The sequence below is a fragment of the Pseudarthrobacter sp. AL07 genome (genome assembly GCF_029960665.1).
GTDB lineage: Bacteria > Actinomycetota > Actinomycetes > Actinomycetales > Micrococcaceae > Arthrobacter.
This window is the reverse complement of record NZ_JASBRB010000019.1, coordinates 1-18,539: the sequence shown is the minus strand read 5'-3', so window position 1 is coordinate 18,539 and position 18,539 is coordinate 1. Positions and strand designations below refer to the sequence as shown.

13 protein-coding genes are annotated in these 18,539 nt (G+C 64.2%); 7 read left to right on the top strand and 6 right to left on the bottom strand.

The annotated features are described in order from the left end of the window. Positions 1 to 11: 11 nt before the first annotated feature. The 3 genes from QK290_RS13670 to QK290_RS13660 all read right to left on the bottom strand — a co-directional run bounded on the left by QK290_RS13670 (position 12) and on the right by QK290_RS13660 (position 3,668). Positions 12 to 1,061 carry a putative sulfate exporter family transporter gene (locus QK290_RS13670; RefSeq protein ID WP_282331198.1) on the bottom strand — a complete coding sequence of 350 codons (1,050 nt, stop codon included), beginning with the start codon at positions 1,059 to 1,061 and terminating at the stop codon, positions 12 to 14. A 44-nt stretch (positions 1,062 to 1,105) separates the two neighbouring features. After that, the gene (locus tag QK290_RS13665) at positions 1,106 to 2,200 is read right to left on the bottom strand and encodes a phosphotransacetylase (RefSeq protein ID WP_282331197.1); all 1,095 of its coding nucleotides are present in this window, start codon (positions 2,198 to 2,200) and stop codon (positions 1,106 to 1,108) included. A gap of 97 nt (positions 2,201 to 2,297) precedes the next feature. Beyond that, on the bottom strand, positions 2,298 to 3,668 hold the full coding sequence (locus tag QK290_RS13660; protein ID WP_348994468.1) for an aspartate aminotransferase family protein: 1,371 nt from the start codon (positions 3,666 to 3,668) through the stop codon (positions 2,298 to 2,300). A 223-nt stretch (positions 3,669 to 3,891) separates the two neighbouring features. On the opposite strand from QK290_RS13660, the gene ald reads away from it, so the two are divergent. From ald to QK290_RS13635, 5 genes are all read left to right on the top strand, one after another. Further along, positions 3,892 to 5,013, top strand: coding sequence for an alanine dehydrogenase (ald, locus tag QK290_RS13655; RefSeq protein ID WP_282331195.1), 1,122 nt, complete (start codon positions 3,892 to 3,894; stop codon positions 5,011 to 5,013). 94 nt (positions 5,014 to 5,107) lie between these two features. Further along, a complete protein-coding gene (locus tag QK290_RS13650) occupies positions 5,108 to 6,568 on the top strand; it encodes a PLP-dependent aminotransferase family protein (protein WP_282331194.1) in 1,461 nt (486 codons plus the stop codon). 51 nt (positions 6,569 to 6,619) lie between these two features. Beyond that, positions 6,620 to 7,402 (top strand): IclR family transcriptional regulator, encoded by a 783-nt coding sequence (locus QK290_RS13645; RefSeq protein ID WP_282331193.1) that lies wholly within the window; start codon positions 6,620 to 6,622, stop codon positions 7,400 to 7,402. Between the two features lie 210 nt (positions 7,403 to 7,612). Continuing rightward, positions 7,613 to 8,884, top strand: coding sequence for a hydroxyacid-oxoacid transhydrogenase (locus QK290_RS13640; RefSeq protein ID WP_282331192.1), 1,272 nt, complete (start codon positions 7,613 to 7,615; stop codon positions 8,882 to 8,884). Further along, positions 8,881 to 10,242 (top strand): MFS transporter, encoded by a 1,362-nt coding sequence (locus QK290_RS13635; RefSeq protein WP_282331191.1) that lies wholly within the window; start codon positions 8,881 to 8,883, stop codon positions 10,240 to 10,242. Before QK290_RS13640 ends, QK290_RS13635 begins: the two co-directional genes overlap by 4 nt. Before the next feature lie 88 nt (positions 10,243 to 10,330). Here the strand turns inward: QK290_RS13635 and QK290_RS13630 are convergent, their stop codons facing one another. Continuing rightward, complete coding sequence (locus QK290_RS13630) at positions 10,331 to 11,056, bottom strand: GntR family transcriptional regulator (protein WP_282331190.1); 726 nt, start codon at positions 11,054 to 11,056, stop codon at positions 10,331 to 10,333. Positions 11,057 to 11,112: 56 nt separating this feature from the next. Between QK290_RS13630 and QK290_RS13625 the strand changes: the two genes are divergently transcribed. Further along, the gene (locus QK290_RS13625; protein ID WP_282331189.1) at positions 11,113 to 13,941 is read left to right on the top strand and encodes an FAD-binding and (Fe-S)-binding domain-containing protein; all 2,829 of its coding nucleotides are present in this window, start codon (positions 11,113 to 11,115) and stop codon (positions 13,939 to 13,941) included. A gap of 248 nt (positions 13,942 to 14,189) precedes the next feature. Then, on the top strand, positions 14,190 to 16,355 hold the full coding sequence (locus tag QK290_RS13620; RefSeq protein ID WP_282331188.1) for a glycogen debranching N-terminal domain-containing protein: 2,166 nt from the start codon (positions 14,190 to 14,192) through the stop codon (positions 16,353 to 16,355). A 69-nt stretch (positions 16,356 to 16,424) separates the two neighbouring features. On the opposite strand, the gene QK290_RS13615 is transcribed toward QK290_RS13620, so the two are convergent. Then, a complete protein-coding gene (locus QK290_RS13615; protein WP_282331187.1) occupies positions 16,425 to 17,519 on the bottom strand; it encodes a putative sulfate exporter family transporter in 1,095 nt (364 codons plus the stop codon). A gap of 97 nt (positions 17,520 to 17,616) precedes the next feature. Continuing rightward, positions 17,617 to 18,539, bottom strand: a 923-nt coding sequence (locus QK290_RS13610) for a phosphate acyltransferase (protein WP_282331186.1), incomplete at its 5' end; no start/stop codon positions are given.

Below are 18,539 nucleotides of genomic sequence, written 5' to 3'. Positions count from 1 at the left end.
GAGTTCCAGTCCTAAATAAGTTGTACCCCCACGTAGGCGAGTACTCCGATAAGAGCCCAGGAGAGCATGGCGACGACAATCGCCCTGCCGCTGGTGTGAAGAAGGGACCGTATTTGCACGGATGCTCCCAGCCCAAACAGCGCCGCAGCGAGCAGAAGGTCCTGGGCGAGCGCAGCACTTTCCAGGACCGAATGCGGCAGGATTCCCAGCGTCCGCAACACGATCATCGCCATGAACCCCGCCACGAACAGCGGGATCAGGGGTGGGAATTTGAGCTTGCCTTCTTCGCTGCCGGCGGCCGCCTTGCGGTGCTGGGAACGATCGCGGTAGCGCTGCACCAAAGCGGCAGCGGTGACCATCGGGGCCAGCATGAGGACGCGGGTGAGCTTAATGATCAGGGCCCCCGCCAGGGCAGTGGTTCCAGCCGTCTGTGCGGTGGCCACAACCTGCCCCACATCGTGGACGCTGGCCCCCACCCAGTGCCCGAATTGCACATCGTCCAGGCCGAGAGGACCCTTCAGGGCAGGCAGCACGGCAATGGCCAGCGTTCCGCACAGGGTGACGAGCGCGATCGGTACCACAGTGCCGCGGTGATCGGTTCTGGTCACTCCGCTCATGGCGCCGATGGCTGAGGCGCCGCAGATGGAAAAGCCCGCTGCCAGGAGCAAAGGCTGGTCACCTGGAAGCCTGAACGCCTTGCCAAGCAGCAAGGTGCCCACGAAGGTCAGCAGGACGATGCCCACCACGATCCCCAGCGCCGCCCAGCCCAGGCCTGCCACGTCGATGAGGCTGAGCTTCAGTCCAAGCAGCACGATGCCGAGCCGCATGAACCTCTTGGCGGCCAGCACCAGTCCGGGCTGCATGACTCCTTCGACTGCCCGGCCGATCCCGGGCAGGTTCGCGGAAAGGATGCCCAAAATGACCGCCACCGTGAGGAAGGGCAGCACCGGGACGGCAGCATGGATAAGCCATGCGACGGCAACGGCCGCCGCTGCCAGCCCGAGCCCCGGCAGCCGTTTATTCCGCAGGCCCCGGGAAAGTGGTCCACGCTGTTTTTCCATTCCCGTCGCTTTCTCGCGTGCTAACGGTGTGGAAACGTCTTGTTTCATGGTCGTCTGCGATCCGTCCCGAGCGGGCTGGCGCCTTGCTCTGGCCGGATCTCCATCCTTTCAAGTGAACCGAGCGACTGAATGGCGCTCAACAAGCCGACGGAAGCGATGTCCGCGGTGCTGCAGCCGCGGGACAAATCGTTCAGGGGCGCCGCCAGGCCCTGGAGGATGGGGCCCACTGCGACGGCTCCCCCAAGCCGTTCGGTGATCTTGTAGCCGATGTTTCCGGCATCCAGGCTGGGGAACACCAGCACGTTTGCCTGGCCTGCAACCTCGGAGCCGGGCGCTTTCGTTGCCGCGACGGCGGGAACCATTGCTGAATCAAACTGCAGCTCGCCATCCACATTCAGCCGCGGGTGGCGGCTACGCAGGATTTCCATCGCCGCCCTGACCTTCTCAACGTGAGGGTGGATGGCGCTGCCCCGGGTGCTGAAGGACAGCAAGGCAACTCTCGGTGACTGCCCCGTCAACGACTGATGCGTGGCTGCTGCCGAGACGGCAATGTCCGCCAGCTGTTCGGCGGAAGGATCGGGAACGACGGCGCAATCACCGAACGTCAGTTCCCTTCCATCGGGCAGCAGCATCAGGAATGAGCTGCTGAGTGTTGTACAGCCGGGCTCCAGGCCCACCACGCGCAGGGCGGCCCGGAGCACCAGCGCCGTGGGCGTACCGGCCCCTGCAACGCAAGCGTCCAGATACCCGGCCCGCAACGCGGCCGCTGCAACATGGACCGGTTCCTGACTGGCGTGGGTCAACTGTTCGGGCTTGCGGGCGTAAGCCTCCCCGATCAGAGCGGCGATGCTGCTGTCGCCGGCCAGCCCGCTGACGTCGAGGATGGCTTCGCCGGGCAGCGCACAGTCCAGTTCTGCCGCCAGTCGCCGGATTTCCTTGGCTCTGCCGATGAGGCGGGGACTGATGATTCCTTCCGCTGCCAGCGCACTGGCAGCACGGACAGCACGTTCGTCCTCGCCGTCGGCGAATCCGACAACCCGGCCGCGACCGGACAGCTGTTGGCGCCAGCGCTCAAACAACACGCTGCCCGCGGGTGGCGGTGTCCGCGGGGAGCGCTCCTCAACATTTGCTGTCGCCATAGTTGTACCTCTCATCGTCAACCTGCGGAAGTCTCATCAAACGCTGCGGAGGCGTCCATGAGGACACCTCCGCAGGCCAAGAACCGGATCCTGTGTATTAGGGCTGGATGGCCTTCTCGATGTCGGTGAGCATGCCGTCCACACCATGCAGCAGCGCTGAGAGGACCTCAGCGTCGGCTACCAGGGGCGGGGAGATCATGATCATGGTTGCGCCGCGGTCGTCGCCGCGCAGGATCACCTTGGTGCGTTTGAAGGACTCGGGAAGGACCTCGCGCAAAACCTTCAGCGACTCTGCTTGGGTCAGTTCGCGGCCGCTGAAGCTGTCCGCCATGAGTTCGATGGCGTAGAAGAAGCCCATGCCGCGGACTGCCTTGACGCAACGGTGTGAGTTTTTCAGGGCTAGCAGGGCCTCCATGAGCTTGGGACCCTGCTCCTGGACGTTGCCGAGGACGTTTTCATCACGCATGGCGGTGATGTTGGCAACCGCGACGGCGGTGGACACCGGGTGCCCGCCCCAGGTGGCGCCGTGGGTGAAGACGCCGCCCGTGGAGGAATTGAACAGCTCCTGGACCAGCTGCTCGCGGACGATCAGGCCGCCCAGCGGGGCGTAGCCGGAGGTGGAGCCCTTCGCGAAGGTGACCATGTCCGGGACCACGCCGGTGACGCCGTGGCCGAAGAAATGGCCCAACCGGCCGAAGGAGCAGATCACCTCGTCGGAGACCAGCAGGATCCCATACTTGTCGCACAGTGCCCGCAGTGCCGGCCAGTAGCCGTCCGGTGCCACCAGGGCTCCACGGCCGTTCTGGACCGGTTCGGCAAAAATAGCTGCAATGGTTTCCGGGCCCTCTTCAAGGACCACCCGTTCAATGGCGCGGAAGCAGTCCAGCTCCGTAACCGGTCCGCAGTCACCCGTGAATCCCAGGGTGTTCGGGACGCTGCGGATTCCCGGCAGGAGCTCGCCGAAGGGATCCTTGATCTTGGGAAGCTGCGTGATGGACAGGGCACCCATGGTGGTGCCGTGGTAGGCCATATCCCGGCTGATGACCTTAGTCCGCTGAGGCTGGCCCTGGCTGCGGAAATACTGGCGCGCGAACTTCAGGGCAGTCTCCACGGCTTCGGAGCCGGAGTTGACGAAGAATGTGGTGCCAAGATCTCCGGGGGCCAGGTCGGCGATGAGCGCGGCAGCTTCGATGGCCGGCGGGTGTGCGGAGCCCCAGTTGGAGGCGTAAGCCAGGGTGCTGATCTGCTCACTGGCGGCCTTGGCGATGTCTTGGCGACCGTGGCCCATGTTCACGCAGAAGAGGCCGGCCAGACCGTCCAGATAACGGTCCCCCTCTGTATCGATGAGGTAGCTTCCTTCGCCGCGGACAAAAATCGGGAACTCGCTGTCCCAGGTGTCTTTGCGGGTGAAGTGGGGTCCAAGGTGGCGCCGGGCCTGGGCCCGGAGTGTTGTGGCGTCCAAGACCATCTCCTTCTTGTCGAGGTGAGTAGCGATGTTGGAAGCCTAGACCGGAATCAGGACGCGCATCAGTGCCACATGACGGCCGAATGTTGGATCCAGTTTGGCTCCATCAGCTGGCGACCTTCTGGATCTTCTGGTCCCATCCTGGGGCAGGCCATACTTTCGATATTGCTGCGCAGCCCGCACGGCGGACTTATCTGAAGCACTCATCAACAACACGGAGGTCACAATGAAGATCGGCATCCCGAAGGAAATCAAGTCACACGAATACCGGGTAGCGGTCACGCCTGCCGGCGTCCACGAGCTCGTTGCCCATGGGCACGACGTATTCATCGAGGCCGGCGCCGGAGAGGGCTCATCCATCACCGATGATGCGTACACCGTTGCGGGGGCCACCATCCTTCAGACCGCTGACGAGGTCTGGGCCACGGCCGACCTGCTGCTCAAGGTCAAGGAACCCATCGCCGAGGAATACCACCGCATGCGGCGGGACCTGACCATCTTTACGTACCTCCACTTGGCCGCCGACGAGCCCTGCACCCGGGCCCTGCTCGACGCCGGCACCACGTCCATTGCGTATGAGACAGTCCAGCTCGAAGACGGCTCGCTGCCGCTGCTGTTCCCCATGAGCGAAGTCGCCGGACGCCTGGCTCCGCTGGTTGGCGCACAGTGCCTGACACGTCCCGAAGGCGGTCGCGGCGTACTGATCGGCGGCGTCTCCGGCGTAGCACCTGCCCGCGTGGTCATCATCGGAGCAGGTGTCTCCGGTATGAACGCGGTGGCCGTAGCTGCCGGCTTGTGGGCGGATGTTGTCCTTTTCGACAAGAACGTGGACAAACTGCGCGCCGCGGACCGGATGTACCAGGGCCGGGTCCGCACCCTCGCCGCCAACCAGCTCGCCATCGAGCAGGAAGTCATCCAGGCCGACCTGGTTATCGGCGCAGTTCTGGTGCCCGGGGCCAAGGCGCCCAAGATCATCTCCAACGAGTTGGTCTCCCGCATGAAGCCCGGCAGCGTCCTGGTGGACATCGCCATTGACCAGGGCGGCTGCTTCGAGGATTCGCACCCGACCACGCATCAGGAACCCACCTTCCGCGTCCACAACTCGGTTTTCTACTGCGTGGCCAACATGCCGGGCGCCGTCCCCCACACCTCCACCTACGCGCTGACCAACGTCACGCTGCCGTACGTTCTGCAGATCGCCGACAAGGGCGTGGAGCGGGCCGTGGCCGAGAATGCGGCACTGCGCGCAGGCCTGAGCACCCTGGGAGGCCGCCTGACCAACACCGCGGTCGGCGCGGCACATGGCATCGACGTCGTGGATTCACTGGAATCTTTGGCCCGTAACTAGACTACAAAGAGAAATAATTGGCGGAGGAGTTCATACTGGACTCCTCCGCTTCTTTCGGTCTTGATACTCCACCGCACAGCTTGGGAGGCGAAACGTGCCACGGACACTCATAGAGATTGACCGCAGTTCCAGTGAACCTCTGTACCGGCAGGTCCGCCGCGTCATCGAGCACGGCATCGCTGTGGGCATCTTCGATTCACGCCGCAGGCTCCCCAGTTCCCGGGAACTGGCCGCAGAGCTCAAGGTTGCCCGCAACACCATCAACCTGGCGTACCAGGAACTGCTCACTGAGGGCCTGGTGCTCAGCCATGAGCGGAGCGGGATCTTCGTGAACCCGGAGATGCTGGCCACTGCTGCGGCCGACACGCCGGCCACGGCTTCGCTGATCGATTGGTCTTCCCGGATGCGCCGCTACGCCGACGAAACCATCCCAGAGGTGGAAAAAACCCCCGACTGGCACACCTACCCGTACCCGTTCGTCGCAGGTCAGATTGATGTCCACAGCTTCCCCGCCACCGCCTGGATACGGAGCCTGCGCGAAGCCCTGTACCAGCCCCACCGCTTCGCCAGCCTCCAGGACAGCGTGGGCGCGGACGACCCCATGCTCATCGAGATGATCCGCCGCCAGATCCTTCCCGCACGGGGCATCGAGGCCGGGCCGGATGAAGTCCTCATCACGGTCGGCTCCCAGCAGGGTCTGGACCTGCTGGCCAGGACGCTGCTCGGCCCCCACCAGCGCGTGGGCATCGAGAACCCCGGCTATCTTGACGCCCGCCACATCTTCCTGCGCACCGGCGCCCAGGTCTACGGCATCGACGTCGACGGGGAGGGACTCTGCCTCCCCGGAACCCTCAGCGGCACCGCCCTCCTGTACGTCACCCCCAGCCACCACCACCCGACCAACGTCACGCTGAGCATGGAGCGCCGCCGCCGACTGCTCAAGCTCGCCGCCACTTCCGGAACGGTGCTCATCGAGGATGACTACGACAGCGAATTCCGTTATGAAGGCAGCCCCAGCCCCGCGCTGAAGGCGCTTGACTCCACCGGTGACGTGCTGTACCTGGGCACATTCTCCAAGTTCCTCTCCCCGGGGCTGCGGCTGGGGTTCCTGGTGGGGCCCGCGGAACTGATCACCGAATTGCGCCGCGTGCGTCGGTACCAGGTGCGCCACCCTCCCGGGCATATGCAGCGCGCCCTCGCCCTGATGATCGACAGCGGCGACTACCACCGCGCCCTGCGCCGCCACCGGCGGCAGCTGAAGACGCGCTGGGAGACGGTCACCCAGGTCTCCGCGCAGTGCCTGCCTTGGGAGCAGGGCCCGTACCCGCCCGGCGGCGTCAGTCTTTGGGTGGAAGGCCCGGCCCGGCTGGATGCGGTGGAACTGGTGCGCCGTGCTGAACGGCTTGGCGTACTGATAGAACGCGGCGATATCTTCTTCAGCCAGGAGAACCCGCCACGGAACTGCTTCCGAATCGGCTTCGGCGCCATTCCGACCCACTCCATTCCCGAGGGCCTGGCAATAGTGGGTGGTGTGGCGAAAGGACTGCTCGCGTAGTGAGCAGACAATGAGGACGGCGGGGCGCGGTCCCGCCGGTAGACTGGCGCCATGACTGATCAAGCGCCCGCCGGAACACAAGCAGTGGGCCGGGCGCTCAGTGTGCTGAAGCTTCTAGGTTCGGTCGCGGGTGAGCTCAGCGGCACCGAGATTGCCCTCGCGGTTGGCCTTTCCTCAGGCACCGCGAACCGGATCATCCGGGCGTTGACGGCGGAGGATTTCATTGCCCGCAACCCACGGACTGACTGCTATTATCTGAGCAGGGGGACTGTCCTCCTGGGTGAGGCCGCGCAGCGCGGCTTCGGGATTGATAAAATGCTACCGCTGCTTGAGCAGCTCAACGCCGAAACCGGCGAATCGGTGAACCTTTCCATCCGCGATGGGAATGAATCCGTGGTCATGTTGCGAGTCCAGTCCACCCTGCCCCTGAGGTTTGAGCAACGGACGGGCGCGCGGTTTCCGCTCCATACCACCGCCTCCGGAAAGGCCATACTGGCGTACACGCCTCAGTGGGAAAATTATGTGGCAGCCTTGCCGCCGCGGCTGCACAAGTTAACCCCCCACACCCTTGAAACGCCGCAGGACCTGGAAGGCGCGATTACCGCGGTCCGGAGACGCGGCTTCAGCATTGACGAGCAGGAAAACGTCGACGGCGTCCGCAGCGTCGGCGCTCCGATCCTCGACAGTTCGGGCAACGCCCAGGCCGCAATCGTAGTCCAGGTACCGGCGGTCCGAATGCCGAAGAAGCGCATCCGTGAACTCGGGGAGCGTGCTGTCCAGATTGCCGCAGAAGCTGCCCGGTTCCTTCCGGTCAACCGGACAGTTTCCCGCTAAGCAGCGGACTTATTGCCGGCGGGTCCGTCCCGCCCGTCTCGACGCTTTTGGCGTCCTTCAACCGTTTCCGACTCGATCGGGGAGGGCCTGGCTGAACTTAAAAGGTTCTGCCGAATTCGTATGAGGTACTTCACATCCGCGCCCGGTCGCCTTACAGTGGACCCATTATGTGGGGAACCTCCACACATAGCGACGACAAAGAGGTCAGTCATGAACGCTACTACTTCCACCGAAACAGTCTTCACCTGGGCCGCGCCTCCCTTGAAGTTCGGAAATGGCGCACTGGACGAGATCGGATCCGAGGTGACCGCGCTGGGTGCCACTTCGTGTCTGATCATCACCGACCCGGGGGTGCGTGACACGGGCATCCCGGAACGGGTCCAGCAGATCCTGCTGGCATCCCGCATTAAGTGCGAAGTGTTTGATGAGGTATCGATCGAACCAACCGATGAAAGCATCAACGAAGCTGTAAATTTCGCACGTCAGCGGGAATGGGATTGCTACATCGCCATCGGCGGCGGATCCGCGATTGACACCGCCAAGGCGGTGAACTTGCTGACCACCCACCCTGGCGAACTGCTCGATTTTGTTACTCCTCCGATCGGTCGCGGCAAGGCGCCGTGGCTTCCGTTGAAACCGCTCATTGCAGTTCCGACGACGGCCGGAACCGGCTCCGAGTCCACCACCATCTGCGTTATCGACTTTCTGGGGCTCCACCTCAAGGCCGGCATCAGCCACGCGAAACTGCGGCCGGTGCTGGCCGTCGTCGATCCTCTCACTACTCTCACGTTGCCGAGCCAGGTGACCGCTGCCAGCGGCATGGACGTTTTGTCACATGCTTTGGAAAGCTACACGTGTGTCCCATTCGACTCGAAGCCCGCGCCGGAGGACCCATCAAAAAGGCCCGCGTTCTGCGGTTCAAACCCCATCAGCGACGTTTGGTGCGAGCAAGCCCTGCGACTGGTGGGCCGGTATCTGCGGCGCGCCGTTCACAACGGCGCCGACCTCGAAGCCCGGTACCAAATGGCGCTGGCATCGACCTCCGCCGGCACCGGTTTTGGCAACGCCGGCACCCACTTGCCGCACGCTAATGCCTACCCCGTCGCAGGCGCGGTCAAGAAGTACAAGGCCGAGGGATACCCGGAAATGCCCATGGTGCCCCACGGTCAAGCAGTGTCTTCGACAGCCGCTGCTGTTTTCCGCTGGACGTACGACGGCGATCCCTCCCGCCATCTTCGGGCCGCCGAATTGTTGAGCGGGCAGACGTTCACCGCCACTGACGGCGCTGACGCCCTGCCTCATGTGCTTTCCGAACTCATGACGGACATCGGAATGCCAGCGGGCCTTCGCAGCTTCGGTTACACGGAGGCGGATCTCGACGAACTCGTGGACGGCACCATGAAACAGACGCGTCAACTGGCAGTGGTGCCGCGCCTGGTCACCAGGGATGCCCTTCTCGGCATCTTCCGGGAGTCCCTGTGAGTGCCGGAACGGAGACCCGGAAAGACGGCGGACTATCGATCTCCAAGAAGGACCTCCGCACGGTCATCATCTCCTGCGTGGTGGGGACCACCGTCGAATGGTATGACTTCTTCCTCTACGGGATCTCTGCGGGGCTGATCTTTAATAAGCTGTATTTCCCGAGCGAGGATCCGCTGGTTGGGACCCTCCTGGCTTTCGCGTCCTTCGCCGTGGGGTTCGTGGCCCGCCCAGTGGGCGGTCTCATCTTCGGCCACATCGGGGACCGGGTGGGCCGCAAGAAGACGCTGGTGGCCACCATGATGATCATGGGCGTGGCCACGTTCCTGATCGGCGTCATACCGCCCTATGCGATGATCGGTGCTGCGGCCCCGATCCTGCTCATCGTGTTCCGCCTGGCCCAAGGTGTGGCCGTGGGCGGGGAATGGGGCGGTGCCGTACTAATGGCCGTCGAGTACGCCCCCAAAGGCAAGCGCGGGCTATACGGCAGCTTGCCGCAGGTGGGGCTGGCCCTTGGCCTGATGCTGGGAACCGGCATCTTTGCCCTCCTGGGGGCAGTGATGAGCGGCGAATCGTTCCTCGCGTGGGGGTGGCGGATAGCCTTCCTGCTCAGTGCGGTCCTGGTGATCGTTGGGCTGGTCATCCGGCTGAAAGTCATGGAAACTCCGGCGTTTCAAAAACTCCAGCAGGCCGAGTCCCGCGCCACCATCCCTGCGTTAGAGCTCGTGAAGGACCGGGGATCCCGGCGCAACATGATGCTTGGCATGGGAGCCCGCTGGGCCGAGGGCGTCGCCTTCAACACCTGGGCCGTCTTCGCCATCACCTACGGCACCGGAACCTTGAAACTTGACCAAAGCACACTTCTGTTCTCGGTCATGGCCGCAGCCGCCACCATGGTGGTCTTCATCCCGATCATGGGCCGGCTGTCAGACCGGGTGGACCGGCGGCACATGTATACGGTGGGCGTGATCATTCTGGGACTGGCGGCCTGGCCGGCCTTCCTGCTGCTTGGCACTGGCAATGCCTTGGTGGTCGGCGGAACTATCGTTCTGGTCCTCGGCGTCATCTATCCGGTGATCTACGCGCCGGAAGCCTCGCTGTTTTCCGAACTCTTCCCCACGCGGGTGCGGTACAGCGGCATTTCGGTGGTGTACCAGCTGTCCGGGATCTTCGCCTCCGGGCTCACGCCGCTGGTACTCGTCTACTTGCTGGGCGAAGCCGATGGCGGCTTGTACTGGATCATGGCCTACATCGGCGCCGTGACGGTCATCAGCGCCGTGTGCACCATGGCCATACGTCGTCGTGACATGTACACAGAAGCGGACGACGCCGCCGTAGCGGTCGCATCGACGAACCATTGATTGCCGCTCCAGTCAGATAGCGGCTTGGATGCGGGGCGTCGGTCAGCCGGAGCCCCGCACCCCGTCTTTTCCAGCGGAACGTAGACGGTCAGTCGATAAGGGCAGCCCACAGCGCGTCCGCGTCCCGGCCTTCCCCCTCCTGACGCGCAGCCTCCCGCGCCAGCAACCGGCCGGTTTCCCGCAGATGCACGGCCATCGCGGCTGCCGCACCCGGCCCGTCACCGGACAGGATGGCCTCGACAATCGGCGTGTGCTCCGCGTGGATGCCCTGCAGTGTGCGGGACTTCTCCGCGGTGGAGGCGCCCACGAGGCGGATCGCGTCCCGGAGGTTCTCGATGGTCTGGCGCACCAGATTATTACCGGCCAATGCGAGGATCAATCCGTGCAGCCGCTGGTCGCGCAACATGAACAGCGCTTCGTCATCGGCGTCGACGGCGTCCTGCAGCTCCGCGCTCGCGGCACGCAGCGCTTCGCGGTGACTGACCGCCGCCCGCGCCGCCCGCCCAGCCGCCGGGACTTCCAGCGCCAGGCGGACGGCAAAGATCTCCACCAGTTCCTCCGGCCCCGGCATGATCACGCGGAACCCGCGGTTACGTTCGAACCGCACCACGCCGGTCTCGGCGAGCCGCAACAGGGCATCCCGTACCGGGCTTCGGGAAACTCCCAGGTTTTCGGCCAAGGTGTAGACCGAGTACAGCTCCCCTGGAACCAGGGTTCCTTCCCTGATCGCATCCCGCACCGCTTCGATGGCGCGCTCGGTCAAGGAGGGCGCGTTGGTGACGATCGGGGTGATCTGCATGTGGGTACGCGGCATGTTTTTAGCCTAACGCTCTGGACAGTCTCCACTATGTAACCTGTAACATGTTAGTCATGGTTACTTCAGTGCAGACACCCCGTTCGCTGGCCTCCCTGCTGCGCTCGCGAGGCATCGCAGACGTCCGGGACGACGCCCTCTCTCGTGCCGCCTATTCCTCCGATGCATCGCTGTACCGGGTGGAACCGTCCGTCGTCGTGTTCCCCAGGAGCACGGACGAGGTGCTGGCCGCGATGGAAGCGTGCCGGGAACGGGGAATTTCGCTGACGGCCAGGGGCGCCGGAACCTCCGTTGCCGGCAACGCAGTGGGCAGCGGCGTAATTATGGATTTCAGCCGGTACATGAACAAAGTGCTGTCGCTCGACGTCGAGGCCCGCACCGCCGTCGTCGAACCCGGAACCGTCCACGCGACGCTGCAGAAAGCGGCACTGGCCCAGGGGCTGCGCTTCGGGCCTGATCCGTCAACGCACACGCGGTGCACGATAGGCGGAATGATCGGGAACAACGCTTGCGGCTCCCGCACCCTGGCCTATGGCCGCACGAGCGACAACGTCACCCACCTCGACGTCGTCACCGGGTCCGGGCAGCGCCTGTTTTTGGGTCCGGACGGAACCCCCTCCACGCCGCAGACCGACGCTCTGCGCAGTCTGGTTGGTGGCGGGTTGGAGACCATCCGCACGGAGCTGGGTCGGTTCGGCCGCCAGGTCTCGGGCTATTCGCTCGAACATCTGCTGCCGGAGCGGCGCTTCGACCTGCGCCGGGCCCTTGTGGGCAGCGAGGGCACGCTGGCTGTGGTGTTGGAGGCTGGCGTGCGGCTCGTGGCCGACGCCCGTCACAAGACGATGGTGGTGCTTGGGTTCGAAAACATCGGTGCCGCCGGGGACGCCGTGATGCAGGTGCTGCCGTTCTCCCCGACAGCCTGCGAGGGCATGGACCGCAGGATCGTCGACGTCGTTGCGAACCGGCGCGGGGCGGCCGCGGTACCGGATCTTCCGGCCGGGGCTGCCTGGCTTTTCGTGGAAATCTCCGGCGATGATCCGCTCGAGATAAGAGAGAGGGCGGCGAAACTTGCGCTGCTGGAGGCAGCCAAGGAGAGCCGGGTGGTGACTGACCAGACCCAGGCGGCCAGGCTCTGGAAGATCCGCGAGGACGGCGCGGGCCTGGCCGGGCGCTCGCCGGTGGGCGTCCCGGCCCATTCCGGCTGGGAGGATGCGGCCGTTCCCCCGGCGGAGCTCGGCAACTACCTGCGGGACTTCGACAAGCTGCTGATACGGCACCGGCTGACCGGTTTCCCTTACGGCCATTTTGGTGACGGCTGTGTCCATGTCCGTTTGGACCTTCCGCTGGCCCACCCCGGCGGGACCGCTGCGTTCCGCGCATTCATGAGCGACGCCGCCGAGCTCGTTGCCGGATACGGCGGATCGCTCTCGGGCGAACACGGCGACGGCCGCGCCCGGAGTGAACTGCTGCCGTACATGTACTCCGCCGACGCCATCAGGATGTTCGCCAACGTTAAACATATTCTGGATCCGGATAATCTCCTCAACCCTGGCATCATCGTCGACCCCCGCCCATTGGACGCGGATGTGCGCGTGGCGCTCGCGCGTCCTGTCACGAAGGGCCTGGCGTGGGCCTATCACGATGACAAGGGCGATTTCAGTCAGGCCGTGCACAGGTGCACGGGCGTCGGCAAATGCCGGGCGGATAACACCGGCGACAAGGTCATGTGCCCTTCGTTCCTGGCCACTCGCGAAGAGAAAGACTCGACTCGCGGCCGCGCCCGGGTCCTCCAGGAGATGATCAACAAAGGTGGGACCAACTGGCGGGCGCCCGAAGTCCATGATGCTTTGGATCTCTGTCTCTCATGCAAAGGGTGCGCTTCCGACTGCCCCACCGGCGTGGATATGGCCGCCTACAAGGCCGAGGTCCTGCACCAGAGCTACAAGGGCCGCCTGCGCCCTATGGCGCATTACACCCTCGGCTGGCTGCCGCGGTGGGCAGCGCTGGCTTCCAGGGCACCGCGGCTGGTCAACGCAATGATGCGGCTTCCCGGCCTGGGTCCGCTGAGCCTGCGATTTGCCGGCGTGGACGGCCGGCGCAGCATCCCCGAATTCGCCCAGCAGACGTTCCACGGTTGGTTCAGCTCGCGTACGGAAGTGCCCGGGGAAAGGGCGCACACCGTATTGCTGTGGGTCGATTCATTCACCAACTACTTCTCGCCGGAAATTGGGCAGGCCGCCGTCAGGGTGCTGGAGGCGGCCGGGGTGAAGGTCGTTATCCCCGAAGAGCCGCTGTGTTGCGGGCTTACCTGGATCTCCACCGGGCAGCTGGACAGCGCCCGCAAAATACTAGGCCGGACGGTGGAGACGCTCACCGCCGCGGCGGAAGCAGGCACGCCGATCGTGGGGGTGGAACCTTCCTGCACGGCCGTTCTCCGCTCAGACGCACTCGAACTGCTGGGGGCGGACGCCGCGCAGCCGGTCGCCAACGCGACCCGCACCCTGGCCGAGTATCTCGTCACCCTCCCGGGCTACAGTCCGCCGTCGCTAGCCGGACAGTCGGTGGTGGCTCAGCCGCACTGCCATCACCATGCGGTGATGGGCTGGAGTCCGGATGCGGAGTTGCTCAAGGAGGCTGGTGCCAAGCTAGAACAACTGGGCGGTTGTTGCGGGCTGGCGGGCAACTTCGGCGTAGAGCGCGGACACTACGACATTTCCGTCGCCGTAGCCGAACAGCAGTTGCTGCCCGCCGTCCGGGCCGCGGCGCCTGATGCCCTGGTGCTGGCCGACGGCTTTTCGTGTCGTACCCAGCTGGAAGACCTCACGGACCGGCGCGGGCTGCACCTGGCCCAGCTTCTGGACCAAGCCGCCGAGCCGCCGTCTTAATCCGCGGCCGGAGCCGGACTGCTTTGCAACCCGAGTTGAAAGTCTCCGTGTGAGACTTGCTGCTCTGCCTCCTAAGAACCGTTATGCGTCTCGGAACCACCGGGGCCGCTACCCATCGGTTGAAACTGAGGAGGTCTTGTTTCCGCCGGGCCCAAGGACGATAGTTCTGATAGCAGGGCCAGCCGGATGCACAGCCGTGCTGGGCCCCGCCCCTTTGGTTGGTTGCCTCATGCTAGGAGGATGACGAAATGACGGGTTGGAACGCCGATAATGCCGCCGGCCCCGCAGGCGCCGGAGCCGTCACGGTCCTTGATGGCTCCTCGTTTTGTTTGACAGCCTCCAACGGGGACATGCTTTCGGGAAGTCCCCACGGCGCGTTTTTTCACGATACGCGGTACATAAGCGAATGGAACATCACCGTTGATGACGCGCCGCTTGAAGCACTTGCCGCGACCGCTCTTGAACCCTTCCAAGCCCTGTTTATCGGCAGGGTGAGGGGACACGTCGGCAGCGCTGACCCGCCGTTGCTTATAGAACGCGAGAGGATCATTGGTGCCGGACTTACCGAAACCATCACGATCGAGAATCACTTAGCGGTGCCCAACAACTTTAGGCTCGCCCTGACCGTAAACGCGGATTTCGCCGATCTTTTCGACGTCAAGGATGGCAGGGCTGCCAGCCCTGGGCCGCGGCAAGTGCGGATGGAGGGGGACAGCCTGCTCGTTGAATGTGAAGGGGCAGGCCGGCGTCATGGGCTTGCCGTGCGGGCACCCGGCGCCACTCTCGAGGCCCACCGGCTCATCTTGACTCCCACAATTCCTGCCCACGGGAAATGGACCCAGTCGTTCACAGCCACGCCCTACCTGGATGGGCAGGCGTTGATTTCAACCGCGGCATACGGCACCGCTGAAGTTTCCGCCGAGGCCCGGAAACGCCTCTCTTCCTGGCGGATGTCCATGCCCATACCCAACCTGGGCGACGCATCCGTCCAAAATACGATCCTGCGCAGCCAGGAGGATCTCGGTTCACTCCGGATCTTTGACCCCGGCCATCCCGACCGGGTCGTTGCCGCGGCCGGAGCCCCTTGGTTCATGGCGCTGTTCGGGCGTGACAGCCTGCTCTCATCCCTCATGTCCCTCCTGCTGGACCCCTCTCTGGCACTTGGCACCCTCCAGACGCTGGCTGACCACCAAGGCAAGGAGGTGAACCCCGCCACTGAAGAGGAGCCCGGCCGGATCCTCCATGAAGTGCGTCTGGGTACCAGCACCGAATCGGTCCTCGGTGGCCGCAGCATCTACTACGGAACCGCCGATGCCACCCCGTTGTTCGTTACCATCCTCAGCGAGCTGGGACGTTGGGGGCTGGAAACGGATGCAGTCCGTGCGCTGGTGCCGGCCGCCGACCGTGCCCTGGCCTGGATCGAGAACTACGGCGACCGTGACGGCGACGGATTCGTCGAATACCAGCGCCAGACTGAGCACGGGCTGATCAACCAGGGCTGGAAAGATTCGTGGGACGGCATCAATTTTGCCGACGGCTCGCTCGCCCGGGGGCCCATAGCGCTGTGCGAAGTCCAGGCCTACACGTATGGGGCTTACGTGGGCCGCGCCCTTATGGCGGTGGCTGATAACGACAGAAAAACCGCCGACCTCTGGACAGCCAAGGCGATCCGCCTGAAGGAGGCGTTCAACGAACGCTTCTGGCTGCCGGACAGGGGGTACTTTGCCATCGCTTTGGACGGAGACAAGAAGCCAGTAGATGCCCTCGCATCCAACATGGGCCACTGCCTATGGATGGGCATCGTGGACACAGACAAGGCAGCGCAGGTGGCGGAACGCCTGATGTCCCCGGAAATGTTCACCGGCTGGGGCATCCGCACTCTAGCCAGCACCATGGGCGCCTATAATCCCCTGAGTTATCACAACGGTTCAGTCTGGCCGCACGACAGCACCCTCGTGGCCCATGGGCTGATGAGATATGGATTTATCGAAGAGGCCCAAAGAATCGCCTATGGGCTCTTCGAAGCAGCCGAGCACTTCGGCGGCCGCCTTCCAGAGCTGTTCTGCGGACTGGACCGGGCGAGATTCCCGCATCCAGTACCGTACCCTGCAGCGTGCTCACCCCAGGCGTGGGCCGCAGCGGCTCCGATCCACCTGATCCGAATGCTGATGCGGTTCGACCCTGCCCTACCCTGGAATGAGCTATGGCTGGCACCGGAACTTCCAAAAGGCTTTGGCCAGTTCAAGGTTGACAACGTTCCGTTTGCCGGAAATAGGCTCGCCATCAACATCAGACAGGACTCCGTTACGGTGGATGGGCTGCCGGACTCGATAAGACTACGGCTCGAAGCGCGGCCCGCCCTTCGGGACCTCTTGAACCTGCGCAAATATCCGGCACATCGATTGCACCAATAGGGGCCACCCCCATCACCTACCGCGCCACCTTCGAGCGCCCATCGACGAGGATTTGGTCGCAGGCCCCGGCTAGATGAATTGCACGCCGACAAAAGCCAGGGCGGCGATCAGCGCCCATGAAAGCATCGCTGCGATGATGGCCTTGCCGCTGGTTTGGAGCATTGACCGTACCCGCACCGATGCTCCCAGACCGAAGAGAGCAGCGGCCAGCAGTAAGTCCTGCACGATGCCCGCAACCTCCAGGGCAACGGGCGGCACGATTCCCAGCGTCCGCAGAACGATCATGGCCATGAATCCGGCCACGAAGAGCGGGATCAGCGGCGGGACCTTTATGCCGGATTCCTGGGCGGCGTCTGCCGCGCTGTCATTCTTCTTCGCGGCGGCCGTCGCGCGGCGGCGGCGATAACGGTCCACAAGGGCAGCGCCGGTGACCATCGGGGCGAGCATCAGGACGCGGGTCAGTTTGATTATCAGGGCGCCTGCAAGGGCAGACGCACCAGCCGTCTGCGCGGTTGCCACGACTTGCCCCACATCGTGGACGCTGGCCCCCACCCAGTATCCGAACTCAACAGTATCCAGGCCAAGCGGCCCCTGCAGCGCAGGCAGCACCGCAATTGCCAGCGTTCCACACAGGGTCACGAGTGCAATAGGGACCACGGTATCGCGGTGATCCGTTTTGGTGACTCCACTCATGGTCCCAATCGCGGAAGCCCCGCAGATGGAAAAACCTGCAGCCAACAGCAGCGCCTGATCGCCCGGAAGCCTGAGTGCTTTGCCCAGGACCAGTGTCCCCGCAAAGGTCAGCAGCACGATAGCAACCACTATCCCCAGCGTCTTCCACCCCAACGCAGCCACATCAATGAGGCTGAGTTTTAGACCGAGCAGTACGATGCCCAGGCGCATGAAGCGCTTGGCAGAAAGAACCAGGCCCGGCTGCAGGACCCCTTCGACTGCTGTGCTGATCCCAGGTAGGTTTGCGGACAGAATGCCCAGAACTACGGATACCGTGAGGAAGGGCAACACCGGGACGGCCGAGTGGATAAGCCACGCGAGGGCGACAGCAGCAGCGGCCACCGCCAGGCCCGGAAGCAGAGGGCTGCGAAACCCGCGGGGAAGACTTCCCCGGCCGTGGTTATTGACGGATGCAGCAACGTTTTGTGTCATAGTCGTCTGTGATCCGTCATGACCCGGCGGGTGCCGGATGGCCGGATCTCCTCTCTTTCGGTCTAGCCTCTGGAAACGCCCCTTGGGGCAGGAAAATTCAGGCCGGTTGAACAGCCAGCGACTGCATGGCACTCAAAAGGCCCATCGAGAACATGTCTTCCGCACGGCGTCCGCGCGAGAGATCATTCATGGGTGCGGCCAACCCCTGGAGAATGGGGCCTAACGCAACTGCCCCGCCCGGCCGCTCGGTGATCTTGTACCCGATGTTCGCTGCATTCAGGGTTGGGAAATTCAGCACATTGGCGTGACCGGCGACGGCCGAATCGGGTGCCTTCGACGCCCCGATCTGCGGGACCAGGGGGCGGATCCGCAGGATCCCCATCCCTGACTTGACCTTGTCCACATGCGGACGAACGGCGCCGCCCCGGGTGGAAAAAGACAACATGGCTACTTTGGCCTGCTCCCCTGTCAGGGCTTGGTGCGTTGCTGCCGTCGCTGCCGCGATGTCCGCCAACTGCTCGGACGAAGGATCAGGCACTACTGCGCAATCACTGAACGTTAACTCCCTTCCGTCGGGCAGCAGCATCAGGAAGGAACTGCTTAAAGTCCTACAGCCCGGCGCCAGGCCTATCACCCGCAGCGCGGCACGAAGCACCAACGCCGTGGGGCATCCCGCGCCCGCGACGCAAGCGTCAACGTACCCTGCCCGCAGTGCTGCCGCGTGCCAAGTGGACGTGTTCCTGCCGCACCTGGTCCAGCTGCTCGGGTTTCCGATCATGGCGCTGACGGTGCTGTCCTGGGCGAGCTCGCCGACGACGAAAATCCATTCTTGCGGTACGTCGCAGCCGAGCTGCGAGGCGAATCCCCGGATCTTCTGGCTTCTGCCGACCAGCCGTGGGCTTAGAGTTCCTTCAGCTGCCAAGGCAGCGGTGGCGGCGCGAATGGCCCGCTGGTCCTCACCGTCAGCCTGTGGAGGCCTCCAAAGGAGACCTCCACAGGGGCAAAACGACCATCGAGATC

Bases quoted from the DNA above. Each gene is read 5' to 3' on its own strand.
- ald (WP_282331195.1), top strand. From the start codon at position 3,892: ATGAAGATCGGCATCCCGAAGGAAATCAAGTCACACGAATACCGGGTA.
- QK290_RS13625 (WP_282331189.1), top strand. From the start codon at position 11,113: ATGGTTACTTCAGTGCAGACACCCCGTTCGCTGGCCTCCCTGCTGCGC.
- QK290_RS13620 (WP_282331188.1), top strand. From the start codon at position 14,190: ATGACGGGTTGGAACGCCGATAATGCCGCCGGCCCCGCAGGCGCCGGA.
- QK290_RS13645 (WP_282331193.1), top strand. From the start codon at position 6,620: ATGACTGATCAAGCGCCCGCCGGAACACAAGCAGTGGGCCGGGCGCTC.
- QK290_RS13665 (WP_282331197.1), bottom strand. From the start codon at position 2,200: ATGGCGACAGCAAATGTTGAGGAGCGCTCCCCGCGGACACCGCCACCC.
- QK290_RS13630 (WP_282331190.1), bottom strand. From the start codon at position 11,056: ATGCCGCGTACCCACATGCAGATCACCCCGATCGTCACCAACGCGCCC.
- QK290_RS13615 (WP_282331187.1), bottom strand. From the start codon at position 17,519: ATGACACAAAACGTTGCTGCATCCGTCAATAACCACGGCCGGGGAAGT.
- QK290_RS13660 (WP_348994468.1), bottom strand. From the start codon at position 3,668: ATGGTCTTGGACGCCACAACACTCCGGGCCCAGGCCCGGCGCCACCTT.
- QK290_RS13640 (WP_282331192.1), top strand. From the start codon at position 7,613: ATGAACGCTACTACTTCCACCGAAACAGTCTTCACCTGGGCCGCGCCT.
- QK290_RS13670 (WP_282331198.1), bottom strand. From the start codon at position 1,061: ATGGAAAAACAGCGTGGACCACTTTCCCGGGGCCTGCGGAATAAACGG.